Genomic DNA, 26,069 nt, shown 5'->3' on the forward strand with positions numbered 1-26,069 from the left:
GCATGCATCCTAGCTCAAGTGCCTTGTGCCGCGCTGCTGGCGGCGGCCTGGCCGATGCGGTGCCCGGCCATGCCGTAGTAGAGGATGTACAGGTAGCACGGCACCATCACGCACAGGAAGGCCAGCTGGAAGTCGATCAGCTGCTTCAGGTGCACGAAGACCTGCGGGATCAGCGCGCCACCGACGATGCCCATGATCAGCAGCGCGGAGGCCGCCTCGGTGTGCCGGCCCAGCCCCTTGATCGCGAGCGGGAAGATCGCCGGCCACATCATCGCGTTGGCGAAGCCCAGCGCGGCGACGAAGCCCACCGACACGTAGCCCCGGGTGACGTACGCGCCGATCGCGAACAGCACGCCCAGCACCGCCGACACGGCCAGGTAACGCTGCTGCGAGATGAAGCGGGGGATCACCAGCAGGCCCACGACGTAGCCGGCCAGCATGCCGAGCATGGTGTACGAGGTGAAATGCTTGGTGGCGTCCAGCGGCAGGCCGAAGCCCTGGCCGTAGATGCCGATCGCGTCGCCTGCCATCACCTCCACGCCGACGTAGAGGAACAGGCACAGCACGCCCAGCCACATGTGCGGAAAGCTGTAGATGCTGCGGCCGGCATGGCCGATCGCCCTTTCGTCGTTCGCGCCGGCGGGCTTGATCTCCGGCAGCGACGAGCGCACCACCCAGATCGCCAGCAACACCAGCAGCGCCGCCATCGCCATGTACGGCCAGTACACGCGCGCCGCGAAGCCGTTGAGCAGGGCCTCGCGCGCCGCCGCGGTGGGCGCGTCCTTCACCTGCTGGTCCAGCGTGTCGATGCCGCTGAGCACCAGCGCGCCGAACACCAGCGGCGCCAGGGCGCCGGCCACCTTGTTGCAGATGCCCATGAAGGCGATCCGCTGCGCCGCGCTGTCGATCGGTCCCAGGATGCTGATGTAGGGATTGGACGCGGTCTGCAGCAGCGACAGCCCGGCGCCGATCACGAACAGCCCGACCAGGGCGCCGTGGTAGATGCGGATGTTGATGAATTCGCCGAACAGCACCGCGCCGATCGCCATCACGAACAGGCCCAGCGCCATGCCCTTCTTCATGCCGGTGCGTCGCAGCACCACCGACGAGGGCAGGGCCAGGCAGAAGTACGACAGGTAGAACGCCACCGGGATCAGGAAGGCGCTGACGTCGTCGAGGTTGAAGGCGAGCTTCACGAAGATCGTCAGTGGGCCGTTCAGCCAGGTGACGAAGCCGAAGATGAAGAACAGCACGCCGATGATCAGCATCGGACCGAAATAGCCGCGTTGGGACGGTGCCGCCGTCAGCGTCGTTGCCATGGATGTTTTCCCCGAGTCGCCGCGTGCGCCGATCGGATGACCGGGCTGGCTGGAATGTCTCTTTATTCGCTGAAAAGTGCAACGTTGTCAATTATGGCCGGACGCGAACGGCCGGATCCCGCTACTGGCACGGCCGTCCAGACGTCCGAAACCGGTGTTTGTGTGGCGTTGCGTCAGTGCCTGGCCGGAGGGTCGGATCGGGTGCTTTCGCTGTGCAACAACGCTGCGTGGCGCAAAGTTGGACGCCGACGCAGGAGTGTCATGACAGCTATGTTGCGGCGCCACAGAGGGCTTTGAAAAAATCGCATCGAACCCTGTTGACAACGTTGTCATTTTGACAGCAGACTCGGCCCTCATCAGCCCCGGCCGGGTGCGTCCATCGCATCGCCGACGCCAGCGGGCCAGACACGGGAGAGGGCAGTGGGGGAACGCGCCAACCAGCGCCATGCATCCGCGGCAACCGGCACGCCGCTGGGCGACGGCCTGTCGTCGAAAGGCGTCGGTCGTGCCGGCCTCGTTGCGGCGCAGCCGTTCCTGGCCGCCGATGTGGGCGGCACGCACGCGCGCATCGGCCTGGTGGTCGCGGCGCCGGGCGGCCAGTCGGTCAAGGTGCTGCATTACCACCGCTACAGCTGCGCGGACTGGTCCGGCCTGCCCGCGATGCTCGGCGATTTCGTGGCGCAGCTCGAAGCATCACCGCATGCGGCCCTGTGCAGCCAGCTCAGCGATTGCGCGGTGGCCTGCGCCGGCTACGTGCTGGACGACGCCATCGTCAACGAGAACCTGCCGTGGCCGGTGTCGATCGGCGAGATCCGCGCCGCGCTCGGCATCCGCCAGCTGGCCGTGATCAACGACTTCGAGGCGGTGGCGTACGCCACCCAGTTCATCGGCGCCGACGACGCGATGTCGATCATCGAGAGCAGCCGGCCCGCCACCCGCGGACCGGTGCTGGTGATGGGCCCGGGCACCGGCCTGGGTTCGGCGGTGCTGCTGCCGGGCCAGCCGCGCGCCCAGGTGCTGGCCACCGAGGCAGGCCAGATTTCGCTGGCGCCGGGCACCGAGCGCGAGATCGAGATCCTGCGGCTGTTCCGCCGCGAGCGTTCGCACGTGTCGTTCGAGGACGCGCTGTCCGGCCCTGGCCTGCTCAAGCTTTACGGCGCGCTGTGCGAGTTGCGTGGTTGCACCGAGCGCCAGCTGACCCCGGCCGAGATCACCGCTGCCGCACTGGCCGGCAACGACGCCGCCGCGGTGGAGGCGCTGCAGGTCTTCTGCGGACTGCTGGGCAGCTTCGTGGGCGACCTGGTGCTGCTGTACGGCGCCCGCGCGGTGTACCTGGCCGGCGGCATCCTGCCGCAGATCCAGCCGTTCCTGCTGGCCAGCACGTTTGCCGAACGCTATTTCAACAAGGGCGTGATGCGCGCCTGGCTGCAACAGGTTCCGGTTCGACTGATCGAGCACGGCCAGCTTGGTGTCATTGGCGCCGCCGGCTGGTTTCTGGATGAGCACAAGGGAGATTGAGATGAGATTCCGTCCGCCATCCGGCGACACGGCGCCAAGCAAGTCACAACCAACGTCCGCGACCGTCATCAGCCGGTCCTGATTCAAGCCAGCCTCTGAGGGGAGGAGATCATGAATTACCGCAAGACATTGCTAGCCGCGAGCATCATCACCAGTCTGTGCGTATCGGGCGCGCTGTACGCGCAAGACGCCAACCAGACCACCACCGGCACCGCCAGCAGCACCAGCACCAGTAGTCAGGGCAAGCAGGAACGGGACAAGGCGACGACCCTCAACACGGTCACCGTCACCGGCATCCGCGGGTCGGTGGAGAAGGCGCTGGACATCAAGCGCGATGCCGTCGCAAACATCGAGGTGGTCACCGCCGAGGACGTCGGCAAGCTGCCGGCGCACAACGTGGCCGACACCCTGCAGCGCCTGCCGGGCGTCAACATCAGCTCGTCCAGCGCCGACGAAGGCGGCTTCGACGAAGCCGATCGCGTCAGCCTGCGCGGCACCAGCCCCAGCCTGACCCAGACCCTGATCGACGGCCACAGCGTGGGCACGGCCGACTGGTTCGTGCTCAGCCAGGGCAGCACCATGGGCCGCAGCGTGAGCTACACCCTGCTGCCGTCCGAGCTGGTCAGCCGCGTGGAAATCCACAAGTCGTCCGAGGCCCGCCTGCAGGACGGCGGCACCACCGGCAACGTCAACATCATCACGCGCAAGCCGCTCGACTTCGAGAAGCAGTTCACCACCAACCTCAGCATCGGCGGCGTCCATTCCAGCCTGCCGGACACCACCGATCCGCAGCTCTCGGGCCTGTTCAACTACAAGAACGATGCAGGTACCTTCGGCGTGATGGTGCAGGTGTTCAAGCAGAAGCGTCATCTGCGCCGCGAAGCGCAGGAAATCCCCGGCGGCTTCGCCACCATCGCCCCCGATTCCGCGCTGGCGCAGAGCAACCCCGACCTCGCCGGCGTGAAGGTTCCCGGCCTGCTCGGCTCGACGCTGTTCGAGCAGACCCGCGACCGCAAGGGCGGCCTGGTCGAGGTGCAGTTCAAGCCCAGCGACACCTTGACCATCGGCGCCAGCGGCTTCCGTTCGGACATGGACGCCAACAACTACAACCGCAACTTCATGTTGTGGGGCGGCAACTTCGGCACCAGCCAGGCGCCCGATCCGGGCTACACGGTCGAGAACGGCGTGCTGACCCATGCCACCTACGCGGGCGTGCCGGGCACCAACTACGTCGTGTACGACATGATCTATCGCGAAGCCTCGTCGAAGACCACGTACTACACGCTGGATGCGGACTGGCAGGCTTCGGACAGCCTTTCGGCGAAATTCCAGGCCGGCACCACCAAGGGCGTGGGCGAGACGCCGCGTCAGTTCATCGCCGAAGTGACGGCCGCCAACGGCGGCGGCGCCAGCTGGACCACCCACGGCAACAGCGCGCCGGTCGACTGGAACGTGGGCGGCGACATCAGCCCGGCGGGCGTGACCAGCTTCGGCACCTGGGGCAACCAGCAGGTCAAGGCGATCGACAAGGAAAACTGGGGCACGGCGGATTTCACCCAGTACTTCAACACCGGCGTGCTGAGCTCGTTCAACTACGGCCTGCGCTACGCCAAGCACACGCGTGAGGCGCAGTCGCCCGAGGGCGCGAGCCCGGGCGACATCTGGTCCGCACTGCAGAACGGCGCCACCGCCAGCTACCCGGGCAACTTCGCCCAGGGCATCGGCGGCAGCTTCCCGCGCGACCTGTGGTACTTCACCCCGGGTGCGCTGCAGAGCGCCATCGTGGGCAACTCCACCTGGCTGTACGACAACGACGGCCCCACCGGTCGCCACAACTACGGCGCCGAGTATTCGGTCGACGAGAAGAACCTCGCCGCCTACTTCCAGGCCAACTTCGAGGGCGACAACTGGAGCGGCAACGTCGGCCTGCGCTACGTCAACATCGATCAGGACATCAACACCTACCGCGCCGATACCGTCAGCCCCGACGTGAGCAGTCTGTTCGGTGCGTGGGATCGCGAATACACCAACAACAAGTATCACCGGGTACTGCCCAGCGCGAACATCAAGTTCAACATGGCGGAGAACCTGGTGTTCCGCTTCGCGGCCTCGCAGACCCAGACCCTGCCGGACTACTCGGCGCTGGGCGCGGCATCGTGGGGCTCCGATCTGAACAAGACCGGCGGTGGCGGCAACCCGAAACTGAAGCCGGTGCTGTCCACCAACTTCGATGCCGGACTGGAGTGGTACTTCATGCCGCGCGGCCTGCTGTCGGCCACCGGTTACTCGATGAGCATGAAGGACTACGTTGCCTACGGCGTGCAGACCCAGATGCTGTTCAGCGAACTGACCCATCAGCTCGAGGCGTACCAGGTCGCCATGCCGATCAACGCCGACGCGCACGTCAACGGCGTGGAGCTGGCCTACGAACAGCCGATCGGCAAGTATTTCGGCTTCAATGCCAACTACACCTATGCCGACGGTTCCACCGACCACACCTGGGCCGATGGCAGCGACCATCTGCTGGGCACCTCGAAGAACACCTACAACGTGGGTGCCTATTTCGAGAACGAAACGTTCGGCGCACGGGTCAGCTACACCGCCCGCTCGTCGTTCCTGATCGGCCTGTCCGGCGCCAACCCGTACTACCAGGACAAGTTCGGCACGCTGGCGGCGTCGTTGAGCTACAAGGCCACCGACTGGCTGAGCTTCAGCCTGGACGCGCTGAACCTCAACAACCCGACCTACAAGTATTACCAGAGCGCGAACATTCCGACCTCGTTCTACGAGAACGGCCGTCAGTACTATCTGAGCGCCCACCTCTCGTTCTGATCCGCGGCAACCACGCGCAGGCCATGGACGGCCTGTACTCTCCCCGAACGGGCCCGGTGGATTCTGCGGGCCCGTCTTTTTGTCCCGAACGTCCTCGACGATGGCTGGCGGACCCACCGCGCAGGAGATACCGATGAATCGCCGTTCGATCCTGTCCTGCTGCAGCTGCCTGCTGCTGGCCCTTGCCGCGCTGCCGCTGCGCGTCGCCGGCGCCGGCGAGATGGCGCCACCCTCCCTGATTCCGCAGCCGGCGCAGCTTCAGCGGCAATCCGGCAGCTTCACCGTGGATGCGAGCACGCCCCTCGTGCTTGCCGACCGCAGCGTCGCCACGAAACAGACCGCCGGCTATCTGATCGACCTGCTGGCCCGCACCCGGGGCCTGCGCCTTCGCGTCGTCGACAACGTCCCGGCCGCGGGCGCCATCGTGCTGCAACGCGACCTGCAGATCGTGGCCGGAGGCTACGCGCTGACGGTGGCACCGCAGGGCATCCGCATCGCCGCGGGTGACGACGCGGGCCTGTTCCACGGCGCGGTGACGCTGTACCAGTTGCTGACGCCCGACGCGAAACAGGGCGCGGTCGAGGTACCGGCCATGACCATCCACGACCAGCCCCGCTTCGCCTGGCGCGGCCTGATGCTGGATTCGGTGCGCCACTTCCAGAGCGTGGACGAGGTGAAACGCCTGCTCGACCAGATGGCCCAGCACAAGCTCAACGTGTTCCATTGGCATCTCACCGACGACCAGGGCTGGCGGATCCAGATCAAACGCTATCCCGAGCTCACCCGCATCGGTGCGTGGCGCACGCCGCCGGACGCCGGCAAGGATGGCGAGCCGAAACGCTACGGCGGCTTCTACACACAGGCGCAGATCCGCGAGGTGGTCGCCTATGCCGCCGCGCGCCACATCACCATCGTGCCGGAGCTGGACATGCCCGGTCATGCACAGGCCGCGGTGGCCGCGTACCCGCAGCTCGGCGTCACCGGAAAGCGGCCGGAAGTGTCGGTCGACTGGGGCGTCAATCCGTATCTGTACAACGTGGACGATGCCACCTTCGACTTCATCGACAACGTGCTCGACGAAGTGCTGGCGCTGTTCCCCTCCAGATACATCCACGTCGGCGGCGACGAGGCGATCAAGGACCAGTGGCAGGCCTCGCCCGCCGTGCAGGCGAAGATGCGCGCGCTGGGCATCACCAGCGAAGACGCGCTGCAGGGCTGGTTCATCGACCGCATCGGCCAGTACCTCGACCGGCATGGCCGCAAGCTGATCGGCTGGGACGAGATCCTCGAAGGCGAGCACCTGCCGGCCGACGCCACGGTGATGTCCTGGCGCGGCACCGACGGCGCGATCAAGGCGACGATGATGGGTCACGACGTGGTGATGTCGCCCGCGCCTGCGCTGTATTTCGATCACGTCCAGGGCGACCTCGCCGACGAATACGCCGGCCGCATGGGCGTGGAGTCGCTGCGCAGCGTCTACGCTTTCCAGGTGGTGCCTGCCGTGCTGGGCCCGAAGCAAGCCGCGCATGTGCTCGGCGTGCAGGCCAACGTGTGGGCCGAGCACATTCCCACCTTCGCGCATGTGGAACATGCCGTGTTCCCGCGGCTGGATGCGCTCAGCGAAGTGGCGTGGTCGCCGGCCAGCAGCGACTGGCCGGGCTTCCTCGCCCGGCTGCCGGCGCAGCTCGCGCGTTACCGGGCGCAGCATGTCGGCTATGCCGACAGCGCGTTCGCGGTGGACATCGCCATCGATCGCACGCTGGCCCTGGCCACCGGCAAGGCCACCGTCACGCTGTCGAACCAGACGGATTTCGGCACCATCCGCTACACGCTGGACGGCAGCGCGCCCACGCAGGCTTCGCCGCGCTACGACGCGCCGTTCAACGTGACCCTGCCGACCACCGTGCGCGCGGCCAGCTTCGCCGCCGACGGCAGCGTGCTGGCCAGCTCGCGTCGGCGCGTGCTGGATCGCGCCAGCCTGCTCGGCCTCGACGGCAACGACTTGCCGAACTGCCCCGGCAGCGATTTCCGCCTGCGCGTGCAACCGTTGCCCGATGCCGCCTCGGCGTCGCCGGTCTACAGCATCAACGTGTTCAACAGCTGCCAGCTGTATCCCGCCACGCCGCTGGACGGACTGCGCCGCATCCATGTCGAGGCGGTGCGGCTCGAACGCAACTTCGCGCTGGCGCACGAGCAGAAGCTGGTGGTGTCGCACCCGAACAGGACGCCGTTCGGCGAACTGGTGGTGCACCTGGACACCTGCGCCGGCCCGGTGCTGGCCAGCATGGCCTTGCCCGATCCCGCGCACAGCGCCCGCAACTTCACCCTGGACGCGGCGCTGCCCGCGCAGCAGGGCGAGCGCGCGTTGTGCCTGATCTACACCGCGCCGATCGACGGGCCACTGTACGCGCTGGGCCGCGTGGCGCTGAGCCCGTGAGATCGATCGTGCACGCGCGCTGCCCGTCTCCCTCCCCTGCGCAGCAGGGGAGGGTTGGGCGACCGACAGGGAGTCCTTCAGGTGAGGGGTCCGCTTTTGATTTTCCCGGCGACCCTGAGCGACCCCCTTCCTTCGTCTCCCTGGAAGGGGGAGGTATCCCGGCACTTTTGCGCTTTCGTTCTTGCTTGCGCTCCCCATGAAACGCCTCGCCTCACTCGACGCGCTGCGCGGCTGCACCGTGGCCGCGATGCTGCTGGTCAACGATCCCGGTGACTGGGGGCATGTCTACTGGCCACTGGAACACTCGGCGTGGAACGGCTGCACGCCGACCGACCTGGTGTTTCCGTTCTTCCTGTTCGTGGTCGGCGTGTCGGTGGCGTTCTCGATGCTGCCGCGACTGGAGCAGGGCGCGGCGCCCGAGGCGCTGATCCGCGGCGCGATGTGGCGTGCGCTGCGCATCCTGCTGCTGGGCGTGGCGATCAATATGCTGGCGGCGCTGGTCATGCCGCAGGCCCATCTGCGTTTTCCCGGCGTGCTGCAACGCATCGGGCTGTGCTTCGCGGGGGTGGCGCTGTTCGCGGTGTACACGCGACCGCGCACGCAGTGGACCGCCATCGCCGGCCTGCTGCTGGGATATTGGGGGCTGCTGGTGCTGGGTGGTTCGCTGGAGCCGTGGACGAACATCATCAGCCGTTTCGACAGCGCGCTGTTCGGCCGCTTCGTCTACCAGATCGACCCGGCGACCGGCAGTGGCCACGACCCGGAAGGCCTGCTCGGCAGCTTGCCGTCCCTGGCCAGCACCTTGCTGGGATTGCGCGCGGGTTGCTGGCTGCGCCGCGGGAAAATCCGGACGCTGTTGCTGGCCGGTGTCGCCTGCCTTCTGCTCGGCGCGCTGTGGTCGCTGTGGTTGCCGCTGAACAAGAACCTGTGGACGCCGTCGTTCGTGCTGTGGACGGCAGGCTGGGCCACGCTGGCGCTGCTGGCGTTCCACGGCCTGATCGACCGTCGCGGCTGGCCCGCCCTGGGCCGCCGCTTCGGGGTCAACGCGATTGCCGCCTATGCCGGCTCGGAGCTGATGCAGATCGTGCTGCCCACGCTGGGCCAGGCGTCGTGGTACCGCACGTTGTTCGCCGACTGGATGACGCCGCGCTTCGGTCCGTACGTGCCATCGCTGGCGTTCGCCGTGGTGTTCGTGGCGGTGTGGTGGCTGATCGTTCGGGCGATGGATCGCCGGCACATCCATCTCAAGCTCTAGCGCCGCCGCCGCATCGCCCGGACCAGCAGGATCATCAACGCCAGGCCAAGCGTCAGGCCGACGCCGCCGCCCCAGATGCCGCCGACGTCGCCGCCCACCAGATAGCCAAGCCCGAAACCCAGCGGAAACAGCAGCAGCACCGGCAGGCAGCCCATCGCGTCAGCGCGCCGCGGCCACGGCTTCCGGCTGCGAGGGCGGATGGCGCAGCAACACCTGCTTCGCCAGCCGGGCATCGGCCGCCGACAACTCGATCAATGGCACGACCTTGCCGCCGACCAGCGCGGCGATCGGCATGCCGTCGCGATACAGCACGCGCGAGCCGGCCAGCGCCGGTACCTTGTCGCCGACCAGTACGGTGCCGACCAGGTTCAGCGGATCGCTGCCGCTGACGCAGACCAGCTCGCCGTCGTCCGCGCGCTGGCGAATCGCCCGCAGCGGCGCGATCGCCTCGGGCAGGGCGAACTGCTCGCCGACCAAGCCTTCGACGAAACGCCCGCCGCGGATTTCGCCGCGCGCCTCCAGCCGGTGATAGACGCGCAGCAGTTCGCGCCATGACGGCAGCCACGGCGCCTCGCGTTCCAGCAGCTTCCAGAACACCACGCCGTAGCGGCGAAGCAGAGCACGTGCAACGTGCTCTGCTTCATCCGAATCAAGCCGGCGCGAAGCGCCACGTTCGCTTCCTCTCCCCTCCGGGGAGAGGATTGAGGTGAGGGGCTGTCTTTCCCGCGAATCGACATCCGACTTTCCCGCGAGCACCCGCCCCTCATCCGACCCCTTCGGGGCCACCTTCTCCCCGGAGGGGAGAAGGGAAGCACTGCGCGCCAATGCCCAGCGCCCTGCATCCTCGATTCCGCCGAACGCATGCCGGCGCAAGCGCCGCTGCCGCACACCGTCGCGCTTGGCCGCCGGCAGCAGCAGGGCGCGCAGGCCGGCGAAGCTGTCGGCGCTGATCCGGCCGGCGGCGACCAGTTCGCCCAGTGCGTCTTCCAGCTCCGTCCGCAGCAGGCGGGTGTCGGCCAGCAGTTCGTCGAAGAACAGCGCGCCATGTTCGCGCAGCGCGTCGGCCACGGCCTGGGCGCGCGAGGACAGCAGGATGTCCTGCGGATCGCCCGCGGCGACGGCCGTCCAGACGGCCATCTCCCGGCGGGGCAGCAGCACGATCGGCGTGTTGCGCACCGGCCCGCCACCGCCGCCGCTGCCGGTGCGCAGCCGGCTCCAGGCGATGCGGCCGGAACGGCACAGCTCGTCCAGCCAGCTGATCGAGTAGTCGCCCACGCGCGCTGGCAGGATCTCCGCTTCCCACGCGCCGGCCGCGGCCTCGTAACCTTCCAGTTGCGCCAGCGTGGCGACCAGCGCATCGGGGCCGTTCAAGCGGGTGGCCGCCGACACGTGCTGCCAGTCGAACAGGAAACGCATCAGCGCGCGCCGGCTGACCGGCTCGATCTCGCGGCGCAACCGGCCGATGGTGTAGCGGTGGATGCGTGCCAGCAGGTGCCGCTCGCACCATTCGGTGTCGGCCGCATCGGCGGTGAAGCGGCCCTGCATCACGTAGCCTTCGGACTGCAGCCGCAACAGCGCCTGCTCGATCTCGCCCGCGTCGGCGTTCATCGACTGCGCCAGCTCGCGCACGGTGACCGGGCCGAGCCCGCCGAGACGGTGGCGCACCAGTTCCAGCAGCGCGTCCTCGCGCGTCCACGCCCGCGCGGCGTATTCGGCCGGTGCCGCGATCGGCGGTTGCATGCTGGCGGCGGGGTGCAGCGCCAGCCACAGCGGCAATTGTTCCGCAGTGGTCCACACGTCGGTGAGGCGTGTCGCGCGCTTTGCCCCGGCGAGCGCCTGCAGTCGTTCGGCCCAGCCCGTGTTGGCATCGACCTCCGCGGCGGTGACGAAACCCAGCAAGGTCAGCGCCTCGTGCATCTCGTCGGTATCGCGCACCTGCGGCCACGCCTCCTCGCGCACCGCGGCGATCGCTTCGGGATCGAGCCGGCCCAGGTCATCGGCGCTGTCGGCATTCCAGCGGCGGGTCTGCACGGCTTGGGTGCGACGCTCCTCCAGCGGGGCGTCGTCGAGGAAGGCATACGGAGCCGCGTTCAGCACTTCGGCGGCCAGCGGGCTGGGTGCGGTGAGATCGCGCGCGACGATGGCGATCTCGCCGCCTTCGAGTTTGCGCAGGATCTGCAGCAAACCATCCACGTCCATCGCCTCGCGCAGGCAGTCGTGCATGGTCTGGTTGACCAGCGGGTGATCCGGCACCTCGCGTTCGCCCACGATGTTTTCCAGGCAGGCGACCTGGTCGGGGAATACCGCGGCGAGCAGGTCCTCGCTCTTCATCCGCTGCAGCGGCGGCGGGGTCTTCTTGCCGCCGGTGAAGCGTGGTAACGCCAGTGCCGTCACCGCGTTCCAGCGCCAGCGTGCGGGGAACAGCGGTGCGTCGAGCAGGGCCTGAATCAGCACGTGTTCGGCCGTGTTCGAATGCAGGTAGTGCGCGACTTCCTCCAGCGGAAAACTGTGGCTGGTCGACAGCGACAGCACGATCGCATCCTCGGTCGCCGCCGCCTGCAGCTCGAAGTTGAACTGGCGGCAGAAGCGCTTGCGCAACGCCAGTCCCCACGCACGGTTGATGCGGCTGCCCCACGGCGTGTGGATCACCAGTTGGGTGCCGCCGGATTCGTCGAAGAAGCGCTCCAGCACCAGGGTGTGCTGGCTGGGGAGGACGCCGAGTGCGGCTTTGGCGCGGGCGAGGTAGTCGGCCAGCTGTTGGGCGGCGGCGTCGGGGAGGCCGAGTTCGTCGCGCAGCCAGGCGAGGGCGCGCGCGTTGCTCCCCTCTCCCTGCGGGAGAGGGGCTGGGGGTGAGGGTGCGCTCGGAGCGATGGAGTTCAAGGCTCCGCCTGAACCCTCACCCCCACCCCTCTCCCGGGGGGAGAGAGGCTCAAGCAAGGCAGAAATTTCCTCACGCAATCGCGACACGCCGAACGACAGCTCGTTGCTGCGCCCGGGCGCCTCGCCCAGCCAGAACGGAATGCTTGGCGGCGCGCCGTGCGCATCCTCCACCCGCAAGCGGTCGCGCTCGACGCGCTGGATGCGGTAGCTGGCGTTGCCCAGCTGGAAGATGTCGCCGGCCATGCTCTCGACCGCGAAATCCTCGTTCACCGTGCCCACGATGATCGCCTGCGGCTCCAGCACCACCTTGTAGTCGGCGGTCTCGGGAATGGTGCCGCCGGAAGTCAGCGCGGTGAGCCGCGCGCTGCGCCGCGGGCGCAGTTGGCGGTTCACCGCATCGCGATGGATGTACGCCGCGCGCGGTCCCTGCCGCGTGGTGAAACCTTCGGCCAGCATGCGCACCACGGCGTCGAAATCCGCGCGCGACAGATCGCGATACGGATACGCGCGGCGCACCAGTTCGTACAGCGCGTCCTCGTCCCACTCGGCGCAGGCGACTTCGGCCACGACCTGCTGGGCCAGCACGTCCAGCGGCTGCGGTGGCAGGATCAGCGCGTCCAGCTCGCCGCGGCGCACGCAGTCGAGCAGGGCGGTGCATTCGATCAGGTCGTCGCGCGTCGCCGGGAACAGCCGTGCCTTCGGCGTGCCGTCGATGCTGTGGCCGGAACGCCCGGCGCGCTGCAGGAAGGCGGCGATCGAGCGCGGCGAGCCGAGCTGGCAAACCAGGTCCACCTCGCCGATGTCGATGCCCAGCTCCAGCGAGGCCGTGGCCACCAGCACCTTCAATTCACCGCGCTTCAGCCGCTGCTCGGCGTCCAGCCGCAGCTCCTTGGCTAGGCTGCCGTGGTGGGCGGCCACGTGTTCCTTGCCCAGCCGCTCGGACAGGTGCCGCGCGGCGCGCTCGGCCATGCGCCGGGTGTTGACGAAGACCAGGGTGGTGCGATGCGCTTCGACCAGTTGGGCGAGGCGGTTGTAGACCAGCTCCCAGCTGTCGTTCGACATCACCGCTTCGAGCGGGACGGGGGGGACTTCGATGGCGAGGTCGCGGGGGCGGGTGTGGCCGGTGTTGATGATGGTGCACGGATCTTCCTTCTCCCCTGCGGGGAGAAGGTGGCCCGAAGGGTCGGATGAGGGGTGGGTGCTCGCGGGGGAGTCACATTCGTGAGCCGCTTTGTTGTGGCTCTTTCGCGACCCCGAACCCTCATCCGCCCTTCGGGCACCTTCTCCCGGAGGGAGAAGGGAGGGTTGAGCGCCGACCAGAAAGTCGGCGATCTTTTCTATGGGCTTCTGCGTCGCCGACAGCCCGATCCGCAGCAGGCGCCGCTGGCACAGCGATTCCAGCCGCTCCAGCGACAATGCCAGGTGCGAGCCGCGCTTGCTGCCGGCGATGGCGTGGATCTCGTCGACGATCACCGAGCGCACGCCCGACAGCATGGCGCGCCCCGAGGCCGAGCCCAGCAGCACGTACAGCGACTCGGGCGTGGTCACCAGGATGTGCGGCGGCAGCTTGCGCAGCAGAGTCCGCTCGGCCTGCGGGGTGTCGCCGGTGCGCACCGCGGTGCGGATCGCCACGTCGGGCAGGCCGAGTTTTTCGAGTTCGGCGCGGATGCCTTCCAGCGGCGCTTCCAGGTTGATGTGAATGTCGTTCGACAGCGCCTTCAGCGGCGACACGTAGAGCACGCTGGTGGTGTCGGCCAGCACGCCGCCATGGGTCGCGCCTTCGCGCACCAGTTCGTCGATGGCGGCGAGGAAGGCGGTCAGCGTCTTGCCCGAGCCGGTGGGCGCGGCGACCAGGGTGTGCTGGCCGGCGCGGATCGACGGCCACGCCGCCGCCTGCGCCGCGGTGGGCGCAGGGAAGGTGCGGCGAAACCAGGCGGCGACGGCCGGGTGGAATGCGTCCAGCGGGCAGGAGTCGTTGCGCATCGGTGCGGATTCGCGTGACAGTCGGGAAGTGCTCACCGGTCATATATGGGGCCTTGCGGGCCCGAGTCCACCGGTCCGACGGCCATTGTCATGACTTCGGCCGATCGCCGCCATCAGCCCGCCGGTGCAGCGCTGGACCTGTCATGGCAGTATTCGGAATCGGCAGTATCCAGATTCGGCCGTCACAGCCAGGGGCCCGCGGGGGGAATCCGGTGGCGGCGTTCACGCGAAGGACACTCATGCACGTAATGGAATCGCCGCGGCGCAAGCCCGGCTTCATGCGCACGGCCTGCAGCCGGTTCGCGCTCCTTGCCCTGGTGAGCCTGTTCGCTGCGGCCGCCAGCCATGCGGCCAGTCTCGATCCGGCCGTGTTGCCGAAGATCCAGGCGGCCACCTTCGAAGTGGTGGCGGCCAAGCCGGTCAAGGACCCGCTGACCTACGAGAAGCCGCTGCCGCTGGAGCTGCTGCCGTTCCAGGAGCGCAACGACAAGTATTACTCGATCGGCACCGCCTTCGCGCTGGGCAACAACCGCTACGTGACCGCGGCGCATGTACTGCAGGTGGGCATCGACAGCCTGTGGGGCGAGCCTGCGCTGCGCGATGCCGGCGGCCATGTGTATGCGATCGGCAAGATCGAGAAGTATTCGCTGCAGCAGGATTTCGTGGTGTTCAGCCTGGCCACGCAGCCGGCGCAGGCCGCCGCGCTGGAGGTGGACACCACGCCCAGCCTCAATGGCGTGGTCTACGCGGTAGGCAATGCGCTGGGCACCGGCGTGGTGATCCGCGACGGCCTGTACACCTCCGACACGCCGGAGGACCAGGACGGCCGCTGGAAGTGGATGCGCTTCTCCGCGGCGGCATCGCCGGGCAACAGCGGCGGTCCGCTGCTGGACGCGAACGGCAAGGTCATCGGCATCGTGCTGATGAAGTCGCAGAACGAAAACCTGAACTACGCGCTGCCGATCGGCCGCGTGCTGGACGCGCCCGATCACCTCGCCTCGATCGACCAGCGCATGCCCTACCAGTTCGACGTGTTCGACACCACGCTCAGCAACACCTTCAAGGCCGAATTCAAGTTGCCGCTGAGCTTTGCCGACTTCAGCGCGGCATTCCAGCAGCGCTTCAACGCCTATGCCGACAGCCAGCTCAAGGCCTTGCTGGCGAAGGAGCCGGAGCGGCTGTTCCCGCGCGGCCAGGGCTCCAACGAACTGCTGCATTCGACGCCGTCGATGGACGACTTCCCCTCGCTGATCACCCGCGACAATGACGGTACCTGGAGCCTGGCGAAGAAGGAGGGCGGCAAGACCAGCCTGCCGAACAACGGCTACGTCACGCCGGGCGTTGTCGGGCGCAACCTGCTGTTCCACGTGCGCCGGCCCGACAACGTGACGGCCGCCGTGCTGTATCGCGACCCGGTCAAGCTGATGGACATGATCGCCAGGGTCGGCTTCCTCACCCGCAACGTCGGCCCCGAGCAGGTGCGCATCACCTCGCTGGGCAAGCCGGTGCGCGACACGCTGTACACCGATGCCTGGCAGCGCCGCTGGCAGGTGCGGGTGTGGCCGATACCGGCCGAGAACGCGGTGGTGATGAGCTTCGCCCTGCCGGTGCCGGACGGCTACGCGGTGCTGATGCGGATCGCCCCGGCCAGCCAGGAGCACGACTTCCTGATCAACCTGCAGGCGCTCACCGACTTCTTCTACGTCACCTACGACGGCAGCCTGGCCCAGTGGCAGGATTTCCTGAAGCAGAAGGACCTGCTGCCGGCGGCGTTCGACGACATCCACATCGACATCGACTACGGCCATCGCTTCGCCTACAGCTCGAAGCGGCTGCGCTACGCCTACACCCCGGCGCTGCAGAAGATCGACAAGGACAGCATGCTCACCATCGGCTTCAGCTACTTCCTCGACCACGGCAAGGTGGTCTGGGACGTGACCGACGTGTGGCAGGCGGCCAGTGCGCACGACAAGTACTGGAGCAATTTCGCCCGCGTGGTGGTGCCGTCGGACGACCTCAACGACGACTACAAGAGCAACTGGAGCAAGATCAGCAACCGCCAGCGGCCGTTCGATGGCGTGCCGCGCAGCGAGAACGACGTGATGAAGATCAGCAGCGTGCTGGCCGCGCCGGGCCAGGCCAGGCCCGACGTGCTGTACACCGTCTACCACTACGCCGAGGGCAGCCACCCCGCCGCCGAAATGAAGGCCAAGCTCGACCTGCTGCTGAAGGACGCCCGCGTCACCGAGCACTGAGCTTCGGGCGCATCGGCCGGTGGTGACGACACCGGCCGATCCGGCTACGGTATCCCGTTGAAACAGGCGAGGAGGATGCGGGTGGAACGACGGGTACGGGCGCCGACGCCGGATGCGCCAGCGCAAGACGACAGCAGCATCAGCTGGCTGGAGATGGCCGACGGCCAGCCGCTGTGCCTGCGTGACTGGCCGCTGGCACAGCCGCACGGCGCGGTGCTGATCGTGCACGGGCTGGGCGAACACAGCGGGCGTTACCAGCGCCTGGCAGCGTGGTTCAACCAGCGCGGCCACGCGGTGCGCAGCTACGACCAGCGCGGCCACGGCCGCAGCCCGGGACGGCGCGGTGCCCTGCGTCAGGCTGACGACCTGCTGGAGGACCTGGCCACCGTCTACAACGACTACGCCGCCAGCCAGCCCCACCCGCCGCTGCTGCTGGGCCACAGCATGGGCGGCCTGGTCGCGGCGCGCGCGGTGCTGGATGGTCGGGTCGCGCCGCCGGCGCTGGTGTTGTCATCGCCGGCGCTGCGCAGCTGGGAGTCGCCCCGGATGATCGCGCTGGCCCGGCTGCTCAGCCGGCTCGCGCCGAACCTGCCGCTGCGCAACGGGCTGGATGCCAGCAAGCTGTCGCACGAAGCCGGCGTGGTCGCCGCTTACCGCAGCGACCCGCTGCGCCACGGCTGGATCACCCCGCGACTGGCCGACTTCATCTTCCACGCCGGGGCCGCCTGCATCCGCGACGCCGCCGGCCTGGCGGTGCCGACCCTGCTGCTGGTCGCCGACAGCGATGCGCTGGTCGATCCGTCCGGCAGTCGCTCGTTCGCCCGCAAGGCGGCCGGCAGCGGCCAGCTGACCACCCGCTTCTTTTCCACGCTGTACCACGAGCTGTTCAACGAGGCCGAGCCGGGGCGCAGCCAGGTGCTGATGCAGCTGGCCGACTGGCTGGGCCGGCAGGATCTCGCGGCGGCTCCGTAAGGACCTCGCGGGGAAGCGCGCTGCGGCCCGTTTTCGGCGGGCCGGCTGGGGCACACTGCGTTCGACGCGAAAAAAATCGGCGCGCCCGCTGCGCGCCTCCGGATCGCCATGATTGGCGGCGATACTTCCACGCAAACCTACAGGGAGAAGGTTGCATGTCACCTCGATCGAGCCGGCGCATCTCGCGCCACCTTGCGTGGCGAGTCCTCGCCTGCCTTGCGATCGGCCTGGCGCTGGGCGCCTGTCATCGCGGTGGCGACGACGGCAAACCCGCCCTGCAGGGCAAGCCTGCCGGCAGTGCGTCGACTGCGCCCGCGAAGGACGCCGGCACGACCGGCTTCGCGCTGGTCTCGGCCAGCTCCACACCGCGCGATTCGCGCACCGCGCTGATCCTGCGCTTCAACGCGGCACTGGCCTCGGCCCAGGCGTTCGACAGCCTGATCGCGGTGACCGGCCCGAACGGCGAGGTGGTCAGCGGCAGCTGGAGCCTGGACGACGACGGCAAGACGCTGAGCTTCCCGTTCGTGCAGGCCAACACGCGCTACGTGGTGCAGCTGAAGGCCGGCGTGCTGGCCGCCGACGGCCGCACCCTGGGCCACGAGGTGAAGCACGAGGTGTATTCCGGCAACCTGCCGGCGGCGGTCGGCTTCGCCTCGCATGGCAGCGTGCTGCCCGCGCGCGGCACCCGCGGCCTGCCGCTGGTGTCGATGAACGTGCACGACGCCGACGTGGAGTTTTTCCGCGTGCATGACGACGCCTTGTCCGACCTGTTCTGCGCCTATCCGCGCAACGGCCATCGCGAGAGCTACGAGCTCGACCACGAGGTCCGCTACTACAACCAGTGCGGCGAAGGCGACGATCGCCGCGCCAGCGTGCCGATCACCGACATCGCCGACTCGGTCTACGCCAACCACTACACGCTGGGTGGCGAGGCGAACGAGCGCACGGTGACCTACCTGCCGGTGCAGAACATCAAGGAGCTGGCCACGCCGGGCGTGTACATGGCGGTGGTCAAGGCCGGCGGCACCTTCAAGGAAGGCTACGACACCGCCACCTTCTTCGTCAGCGACCTCGGCCTGCACCTGCGCGTGTACCGCGACAACGTGCTGCTGCACGTGGCCTCGTTGCGCGACGGCACGCCGGTCAATGCGGTGGATGTCGAAGTGCGCGACGTGAACGGGCGCAGCAAGCTCAAGGCCACCACCGACGCCGACGGCAACGCGCTGATCGCGTACAAGGTCAAGGCCTCCGACGTGCTGGTGGCGCGCCACGGCAAGGATGTCTCGGTGCTGCCGTTCAACCGGCCCGCGCTGGACGTGTCGAACTTCGACATCAGCGGTCGCAGGCAGGCGCCGTTCGAGGTCTATGCGTGGTCCGGGCGCGACCTGTACCGCCCCGGCGAGACGCTGCGCGCGTCGGCCTTGCTGCGCGACTACGACGGCAAGCCGATGAAGCCGCAGTCGCTGTTCGTGCGGGTGAAGCAGCCCGACGGCCGCACCCTGGTGGAGAAACGGCTGGAGCCGCAGCAGCTGAACTACTTCGAGCTGAGCCAGGCGATTCCGGCCGATGCGCCGACCGGCCTGTGGCAGCTGGAGTTCCGCCTCGACCCTTCGGCCAAGGACACCGTGCAGGCGTTCCCGTTCCACGTCGAGGAGTTCCTGCCCGAGCGGCTCAAGGTCGAACTGTCCAGCCCGCAGCAGCAGCTGGCGCCGGACGAGCCGCTGAAGCTCAAGGTCGCCTCCAGCTATCTGTACGGCGCTCCCGCCGACGGCAACCGCTTCACCGCGAAACTGCTGGTGGCGCCGGAGGTGCATCCGCTGGAGAAGATGAAGGACACCTTCTTCGGCAACCCGCTGGTCGAGCTGCCCAAGAGCGCCGACGACGTGATCGACGCCAAGCTCGATGCGCAAGGCGTGCTCGAGCAGGACGTGGCCCTGCCCGACGACGTGCAGCCGGTCGCGCCGCTAGCGGTGACCCTGTCCGGCAGCGTGTACGAAAGCGGTGGCCGCGCGGTGACGCGGCTGCTCAAGCGCAGCTACTGGCCGGCCGACGCGCTGGTCGGCGTGCGCCCGCTGTTCGACCCAAAGCAGGGCGCCGAAAGCGAAGCGCCGGCCGGTTTCGAGATCGTGCGGGCCAACGCGAAGGGCGAGCTGATCGCCGGCAGCCACCTGAAGGTGCGCCTGCAGCGTGAGCTGCGCGACTTCTACTGGCTGTATGAGCAGAACGGTGGCTGGCAGTCCAGCGCGAACCAGCGCCTGCAGCTGGTCGACGAGAAGGATGTCGACGTGGCCGCCGGCCAGTCGGCCCACGTCGAATTCCCCGTGCAGTGGGGCAGCTACCGCGTCGAGGTGTACGACCCGGCCACCAAGCTCACCACGGTGTTCCCGTTCTTCGCCGGCTACAGCTGGGATGATGAGAACCTGGGCAAGGAAGCGCGTCCGGACAAGGTCAAGCTGCAGCTGGACAAGGCCCGCTATCGCGCCGGCGACACCATGAAAGTGACGGTGACGCCGCCGCAGGACGGCCCCGGCGTGTTGCTGGTGGAGTCGGATCATCTGCTCTACACGAAGAACATCGAGGCCAAGGCCGGCGCGGTATTCGAGATCCCGGTGACGAAAGACTGGGAGCGCCACGACGTCTACGTCACCGCGCTGGTGTTCCGCGGCGGCGAGGCGGCCGAGCACACCACGCCGGCCCGCGCGATGGGCGTGGAATACGTGGCGATGGACCGCAACGACCGACGCATTCCGCTCAAGCTCGCCGCGCCCGCGCTGATGCGCCCGGGCAATCCGCTCGACGTCGGCGTGCAGGCCACCGGCCTGGCCGGGCAGAAGGCGTTTGTCACGCTGTCGGCGGTCGACCAGGGCGTGCTGAACATCACCGACTACCCGGTGCCCGATGCGTGGGCGTGGCTGTTCGGCAAGCGTGCGTTGAGCGTCGATGCCTACGATCTCTACAGCCGCATCATCGAGGCGATGGACGGCGAGCAGGCCAGGCTGCGCTACGGTGGCGACATGAGTGCGGGCGCGTTGCCGAAGGCGAACCGGCTCAATCCCAAGGTGCAGATCGTCGACCTGTTCAGCGGCCCGGTGGCGTTCGACGCCCAGGGCAAGGCCACCCTGCATGTGGACGTGCCCGACTTCAACGGCAGCCTGCGTCTCGCCGCGCTGGCGTACACCGACAGTCGCTACGGCAATGCCGACGGCAACGTCACCGTGCGCGCGCCGCTGGTGGTCGAGCCCAGCACGCCGCGGGTGATGGCGGCTGGCGACAAGGCGATGATCAGCCTCGACCTGAAAAACCTCTCGGGCAAGGACGGCACCGCCAAGGTCAGCGTCAAGAGCGGTGGCCCGATCACCGTGGACAAGGCCGTGCAGAACGTGGCGCTGAAGGACGGCGCCGCCACCACCTTGCACATGCCGGTGGCGGCGCAGGCCGGTGCGGCGGTGGCGACGGTGGACATCCACGCCGAACTCAACGACTACCGCGTGGATCGCCACTTCGAGTTCGCGGTGCGCCCGGCCTGGCCGGAAACCGTCACCACCACGCCGCTGGCGCTGGAAGCCGGCAAGTCCCAGCGCTTCGGCGCCGCCGCGATCGCCGGCCTGTTGCCGGCCACGGTGAACGCGCGGCTCACCCTGAGCACCTTGCCGCCGCTGCCGTATGCCGCCGCCTTGCGCGACGTCCTGCGCTACCCGTACGGCTGCATCGAGCAGACCACCAGCAAGGGATACGCCGCGCTGATTCTGGACGGCCAGACGGCCAAGGCGCTGGGCGCACCGGTGATGAGCGATGACGTGCGCAAGGCGGCGGTCGAGGGCGCGCTGTCGCGGATCGCCTCGTTCCAGGCCAGCAACGGCCACTTCAGCTTCTGGGGCGGCAGCAGTCCGATCGTCACCTTCACCACGCCGTACGTGGTCGACTTCATGCTGGACGCCCGCGACGCCGGTTTCGCCGTGCCGCAGGACGTGCTGCAGAAGTCACTGCAACGGCTCAACGACGACCTGCTGGCCGGTGGCCATCCGTACTACGACTACGAGCACCACGACCACATGCGGCTGGCCGACGAGGCGTACTCCGGCTTCGTGCTGGCGCGGGTCAATCGCGCGCCGCTGGGCACGCTGCGCGCGCTGTTCGACAACGAACGGCAGAAGCTGGTCGCGCCGCTGCCGCTGGTGCACTTGGGGCTGGCGCTGAAGCTGATGGGCGACAACGAGCGCGCGCAGAAGGCGATCGACGAGGCCTTCGCGTGGAGCAAGGAACGCCCGTGGTACGTGGGCGACTACGGCTCGGACCTGCGCGACCTGGCCCTGATGGTGGCGCTCACCCACACCTACGGCATGAACAAGCCGGCCTACGACGCCAAGCTGGTCGACTGGGCCCGCAACGCCACCGCCAACGTGCGCCAGCGCCAGCAGCAGGACAAGGATTACCGCTGGTCGTGGTCGTACCTGAGCACGCAGGAACAGGCGGCGATCGCCCGCGTGGCGAGTGCGTTCGACGCGAAGAGCAACGCCCCGCTGGCCGCCACGATCACCGCCGGCGGCAAGACCGAGCAGGCGCCCGACCAGCGCGTGTGGAGCCGCCCGCTCAGCGTGGCCGAACTCGACGCCGGCGTCAGCGTGCAGCCGACCAGCGACGCGGCGATCTTCGCCACGCTCGACGTGGCCGGCATCCCGCAGAAGGCGCCCGCGGCCGACGACAGCCAGATCGACGTGCGTCGCAGCTACTTCACCACCGACGGCAAGCCGTGGACGGGCGATGAGCTGAGGGAGGGCGATACGCTGATCGTCGAACTCGACATCGAGGCGCGCATGGACATCCCCGATGCCTTGGTCACCGACCTGCTGCCCGGCGGGCTGGAAGTGGAGAACCTCAACCTGGGTGGCGCGCAGACCTGGTCCGGCGTGGTGATCGACGGCATCAACCTGGACGAACACGCTTCGGCCGCCGACATCCAGCACGAGGAATACCGCGACGACCGCTACGCCGCCGCGCTGAACCTGCGTCGCGGCGACAAGGCCCGCGTGTTCTACCTGGTGCGTGCGGTGACCCCCGGCAATTACACCGTGCCGCCGCCGCTGGTGGAAGACATGTACCGTCCCGCCGTGCGCGGCATCGGCAAGGTCGAGCCGGCGAAGATCACCGTGGTCGAACCATGATGGCGAGTGCGTGTGGCGAACGTTTCACAAATGCGTCATCCCCGCGAAAGCGGGGATCCAGTGCCTCCCTGCCATCGGGCAAGGTAGACGGCACTGGATTCCCGCTTTCGCGGGAATGACGGTGTGAGGGTGCATGGTCATCACCCATGCCGCATGAATCCGCCACCACTCCGGTTGCCGGCGGGCCGGTTCCGGCAGCATCACACCGCCATCGCTGGCTGCGAATGGCCCTCGTCGGCATGGTTCTTCTGCTGCTCGTCGCCTTCGCCCTCGACCGCCTGTTCCCGCTCCACCTCCCCGCCCCCGACACCGGCAGCACCGTGGTGCTGGCGCGCGATGGCACGCCGCTGCGCGCGTTCGCCGACAGCGACGGCGTGTGGCGTTATCCGACCACGGCGAAGCAGGTGTCGCCGCTCTATCTGCAGGCGCTGCTGACCTATGAGGACCGCTGGTTCTACCGCCACCCCGGAGTGAATCCGTATGCGCTGCTGCGCGGCTTTGCCGGTGGCCTCCTCCATGGGCACATCGTCTCGGGCGGCTCCACCCTGACCATGCAGGTGGCGCGGATCATCGAACCGATCCCGCACACGTTCCGCGGCAAGCTGGTGCAGATCTTCCGGGCGCTGCAACTGGAAGCGCATCTGTCGAAGGCGCAGATCCTCGACCTGTATCTCAACCACGCGCCGTTCGGCGGGCCGATCGAAGGCGTCGAGGCGGCGTCGTGGGCGTACCTGGGCAAGCCGGCCACGCGCTTGTCGCATGCGGAGGCCGCGCTGCTGGCGGTGCTGCCACAATCGCCCAGCCGGCTGCGCCCGGATCGTCGCGCGCAGGCGGCGCGGGCCGCCCGCGACAAGGTGCTGCGCCGCATGCGCGATCTTGGCGTGTGGAGTCCGGCCGAGGTGCGTGACGCGGCGATCGAGCCGGTGGTGGCGCGTTCGCTGCGCGCGCCGTTGTCGGCCGCGCTGCTGGCCGAGCGGCTGCAGCGCCAGCAGCCGACCTTGCGGCGGATCACCAGCACCATCGATGCGAACCTGCAGCGCGCCGCCGAGGAGCGCGTCGGCGCCTACCTGTCGCGATTGCCGCCGCACACTTCGGCCGCGTTGCTGGTGGTCGACAACGCCACGCTGGAGGCGCGCATCTACGTCGGCACCAGCGACTTCGCCAACCCGCAGCGGCACGGCTACATCGACATGGTGGCCGCGCCGCGCTCGCCCGGTTCGACGCTGAAGCCGTTCCTGTACGGCCTGGCGCTGGACGACGGCCTGATCACTTCCGAAAGCCTGCTGGTCGACGCGCCGCAGGATTTCGGCGGTTACAAGCCGGGCAATTTCGACGAGGCATTCTCCGGCCCGGTCAGCGCGGCCGAGGCCTTGCAGCGCTCGCTCAACGTGCCGGCGGTGGACGTGCTGGACCGGGTCGGGCCGAGCCGTTTCGTGGCGCGACTGGCCGCGGGCGGCGTCGACCTCGGACTGCCGGCGGGCGCGCAGCCGAACCTGTCGATCATCCTCGGCGGCGCGTCCACCCGGCTGGAAAACCTGGTGGGCGCCTATACCGCGTTCGCCAACGGCGGTATCGCCGGCACGCCGCGTTACACCGCCGACCAGCCCGCCCGCCAACGACGGCTGCTGTCGCCCGGCGCGGCGTGGATCATCCGCGACATCCTTGCGCACAACCCCGCCGACGTCGAAGGCGCGCCGCTGGCCGGCGCGATCAACCGCCACGCCAGCGTGGCGTGGAAGACCGGCACCAGCTACGGCTACCGCGACGCGTGGTCGATCGGCGTCACCGACCGCTGGACCATCGGCGTATGGATCGGCCGTCCGGACGGCACGCCCTCGCCCGGCCAGTACGGCGCGGTGACCGCGCTGCCGCTGCTGTTCCAGATCGCCGACATGCTGCCGTCGCGGGGCGGTCATGTCGCGGCGCAACCGGCCAGCGTCAGCCAGCGCGAGATCTGCTGGCCACTGGGTGGCGCGCTGGAGTCCACCGCTCCGGCACTGTGCCGTCAGCACCGCACCGCCTGGCTGCTGGATGATGCGCTGCCGCCCACCTTCGCCGAACGCGGCCTCGGCGCGTGGTCGGCGGGCCTGATCACGCTGCGTGTCGACGGCCGCGGACATCGGCTCAGCGGCGCCTGCCATGCGCCGCACGAGCAGACCGTCCAGCTGGCCCGCTGGCCGGCGCTGGCCACGCCGTGGCTCAGTCGCGACGACCGGGAGAGTTCGGCATTGCCGCCACTGGCGTCGGGCTGCGCCGCCGACTCACTGGACAGCGCCAACCCGATCCGCATCAGCGGACTCGGCGATGGCGTCACCCTGCGCCAGGCGCCGAACAGCGACCAGCCGCTGCGCATCAACCTCCGTGCGCTGGGCGCGCAAGGCCCGGTGCAATGGCTGCTCAACGGACGACTGCAAGGCCGCAGCGAAGCCGCTACCACGATATCGATCGACCTGCCGCAAAGCGGCGAGCAACGCGTCACGGCGCTCGCTGGCGACGGGGCCTTCGCCACGATCCATTTCCAGGTGCTCGGAGCAGTCGACGGATCGACCCGCCGCTGAGTCGTGAATCTCCCAACCTCTCAAGCCGGTCATTCCGGCGCGGCCACACCGGCGTGCGGCAGTTCCTTGCGTTGGCAGGCAATCGTCTTCACCAGGATCTCGCAATCTTCCATGAACAGATCCCACCAGTCTTCCCATGGCTCGGAGTTCATGCGCGCGATATGAAAATCCACCGTCAACAGCACGTCGGGCAACAGGGTTGTGGTGTAGATGAGAGTGTTCGGCAAGGCGGGTCGGGGAGCCCAAACGTAACGTAACCAATGCATGCCACTGCTAATCAAGGGTACGTAATTCAATGGTGGTGACAGAAGGCCATAAGCAATGTCCTCGTCGATCCGGTACTGCGGCAACGGATCGCCGCCAAGCGTCTTGCCGTTGTACGCGTCCTCCCGCACCTTCCAATTGGGACCGCCCTCGGATTCCAGGTAGGCGACGTAGTCATGGCGCAGGTAATCCTCGAGCATCGCCATGTCGTCGGGCTTGAGCTGGATGTCGTGCTTGACCCGTTCGAGTTGCCAATGAGCCGTAATGACGGCATAGGGAGGGTGCGGGACAGGAAAGATCCTCGAGCTGTGCCAGCGCGGCAAGTGATAGATCCAGTTGCTGATCCCCAGCCAGATCGCTTGATGGTTGGCCCGTGCGTTGGGGGCTTCGGTCAGGGTAAAGGCGTCCGCACCCAGATTCACTTGATCGGGGTCGGGCGTGCCCATGCCCTCACCGAACGTGGCCGCGGGTTCGAGGAAGCTCAGGATGAAGGGCCCGCAATCGATCCGCCGGGGTACGACGGGTGCAGCCGGCACACCGCCGCGTGGAGCGTTGAACGCCGAGCTAACCCGCTTGTACCAGGGTTGTGGACGGCGCTTGAAGGGCGTGGTCGATGGTGGGGACTCGTTCATGA

At 68.3% G+C, this 26,069-nt stretch carries 12 protein-coding genes; 8 read left to right on the plus strand and 4 right to left on the minus strand.

Going from position 1 to position 26,069, the window contains the following annotated elements; genetic code table 11:
* Nucleotides 1-14 precede the first annotated feature (14 nt).
* Nucleotides 15-1,319, minus strand: coding sequence for a sugar MFS transporter (locus I6J77_RS00910; RefSeq protein ID WP_204110198.1), 1,305 nt, complete (start codon nucleotides 1,317-1,319; stop codon nucleotides 15-17).
* A gap of 420 nt (nucleotides 1,320-1,739) precedes the next feature.
* Between I6J77_RS00910 and I6J77_RS00915 the strand changes: the two genes are divergently transcribed.
* The 4 genes from I6J77_RS00915 to I6J77_RS00930 all read left to right on the plus strand — a co-directional run bounded on the left by I6J77_RS00915 (nucleotide 1,740) and on the right by I6J77_RS00930 (nucleotide 9,361).
* Entirely contained in the window at nucleotides 1,740-2,837 is a 1,098-nt protein-coding gene (locus I6J77_RS00915) for a glucokinase (RefSeq protein WP_204110199.1), read from the plus strand.
* Nucleotides 2,838-2,948: 111 nt separating this feature from the next.
* On the plus strand, nucleotides 2,949-5,669 hold the full coding sequence (locus I6J77_RS00920; protein ID WP_204110200.1) for a TonB-dependent receptor: 2,721 nt from the start codon (nucleotides 2,949-2,951) through the stop codon (nucleotides 5,667-5,669).
* A 133-nt stretch (nucleotides 5,670-5,802) separates the two neighbouring features.
* A complete protein-coding gene (locus tag I6J77_RS00925) occupies nucleotides 5,803-8,106 on the plus strand; it encodes a beta-N-acetylhexosaminidase (RefSeq protein ID WP_204110201.1) in 2,304 nt (767 codons plus the stop codon).
* Nucleotides 8,107-8,302: 196 nt separating this feature from the next.
* On the plus strand, nucleotides 8,303-9,361 hold the full coding sequence (locus tag I6J77_RS00930) for an acyltransferase family protein (RefSeq protein ID WP_204110202.1): 1,059 nt from the start codon (nucleotides 8,303-8,305) through the stop codon (nucleotides 9,359-9,361).
* Here the strand turns inward: I6J77_RS00930 and I6J77_RS00935 are convergent.
* Complete coding sequence (locus I6J77_RS00935; protein WP_204110203.1) at nucleotides 9,358-9,516, minus strand: hypothetical protein; 159 nt, start codon at nucleotides 9,514-9,516, stop codon at nucleotides 9,358-9,360. The two genes, I6J77_RS00930 and I6J77_RS00935, sit on opposite strands and share 4 nt — an antisense overlap.
* A gap of 4 nt (nucleotides 9,517-9,520) precedes the next feature.
* On the minus strand, nucleotides 9,521-14,224 hold the full coding sequence (locus I6J77_RS00940; protein WP_204110204.1) for a DEAD/DEAH box helicase: 4,704 nt from the start codon (nucleotides 14,222-14,224) through the stop codon (nucleotides 9,521-9,523).
* A gap of 239 nt (nucleotides 14,225-14,463) precedes the next feature.
* Here I6J77_RS00940 and I6J77_RS00945 point away from each other — a divergent pair, with 239 nt between their 5' ends.
* From I6J77_RS00945 to pbpC, 4 genes are all read left to right on the plus strand, one after another.
* Nucleotides 14,464-16,479, plus strand: coding sequence for a serine protease (locus I6J77_RS00945; protein WP_239309119.1), 2,016 nt, complete (start codon nucleotides 14,464-14,466; stop codon nucleotides 16,477-16,479).
* 81 nt (nucleotides 16,480-16,560) lie between these two features.
* Nucleotides 16,561-17,451, plus strand: a complete 891-nt coding sequence (locus I6J77_RS00950) for an alpha/beta hydrolase (protein ID WP_200950277.1) — start codon at nucleotides 16,561-16,563, stop codon at nucleotides 17,449-17,451.
* Between the two features lie 155 nt (nucleotides 17,452-17,606).
* Complete coding sequence (locus I6J77_RS00955) at nucleotides 17,607-22,613, plus strand: alpha-2-macroglobulin (RefSeq protein ID WP_204110205.1); 5,007 nt, start codon at nucleotides 17,607-17,609, stop codon at nucleotides 22,611-22,613.
* A 239-nt stretch (nucleotides 22,614-22,852) separates the two neighbouring features.
* Complete coding sequence (gene pbpC / locus I6J77_RS00960) at nucleotides 22,853-25,171, plus strand: penicillin-binding protein 1C (protein WP_204110206.1); 2,319 nt, start codon at nucleotides 22,853-22,855, stop codon at nucleotides 25,169-25,171.
* A 29-nt stretch (nucleotides 25,172-25,200) separates the two neighbouring features.
* Here pbpC and I6J77_RS00965 read toward each other — a convergent pair whose 3' ends face one another.
* Complete coding sequence (locus tag I6J77_RS00965) at nucleotides 25,201-26,067, minus strand: hypothetical protein (RefSeq protein ID WP_239309121.1); 867 nt, start codon at nucleotides 26,065-26,067, stop codon at nucleotides 25,201-25,203.
* Nucleotides 26,068-26,069 lie beyond the last annotated feature (2 nt).

This window comes from Rhodanobacter sp. FDAARGOS 1247, from assembly GCF_016889805.1.
Lineage (GTDB): Bacteria > Pseudomonadota > Gammaproteobacteria > Xanthomonadales > Rhodanobacteraceae > Rhodanobacter.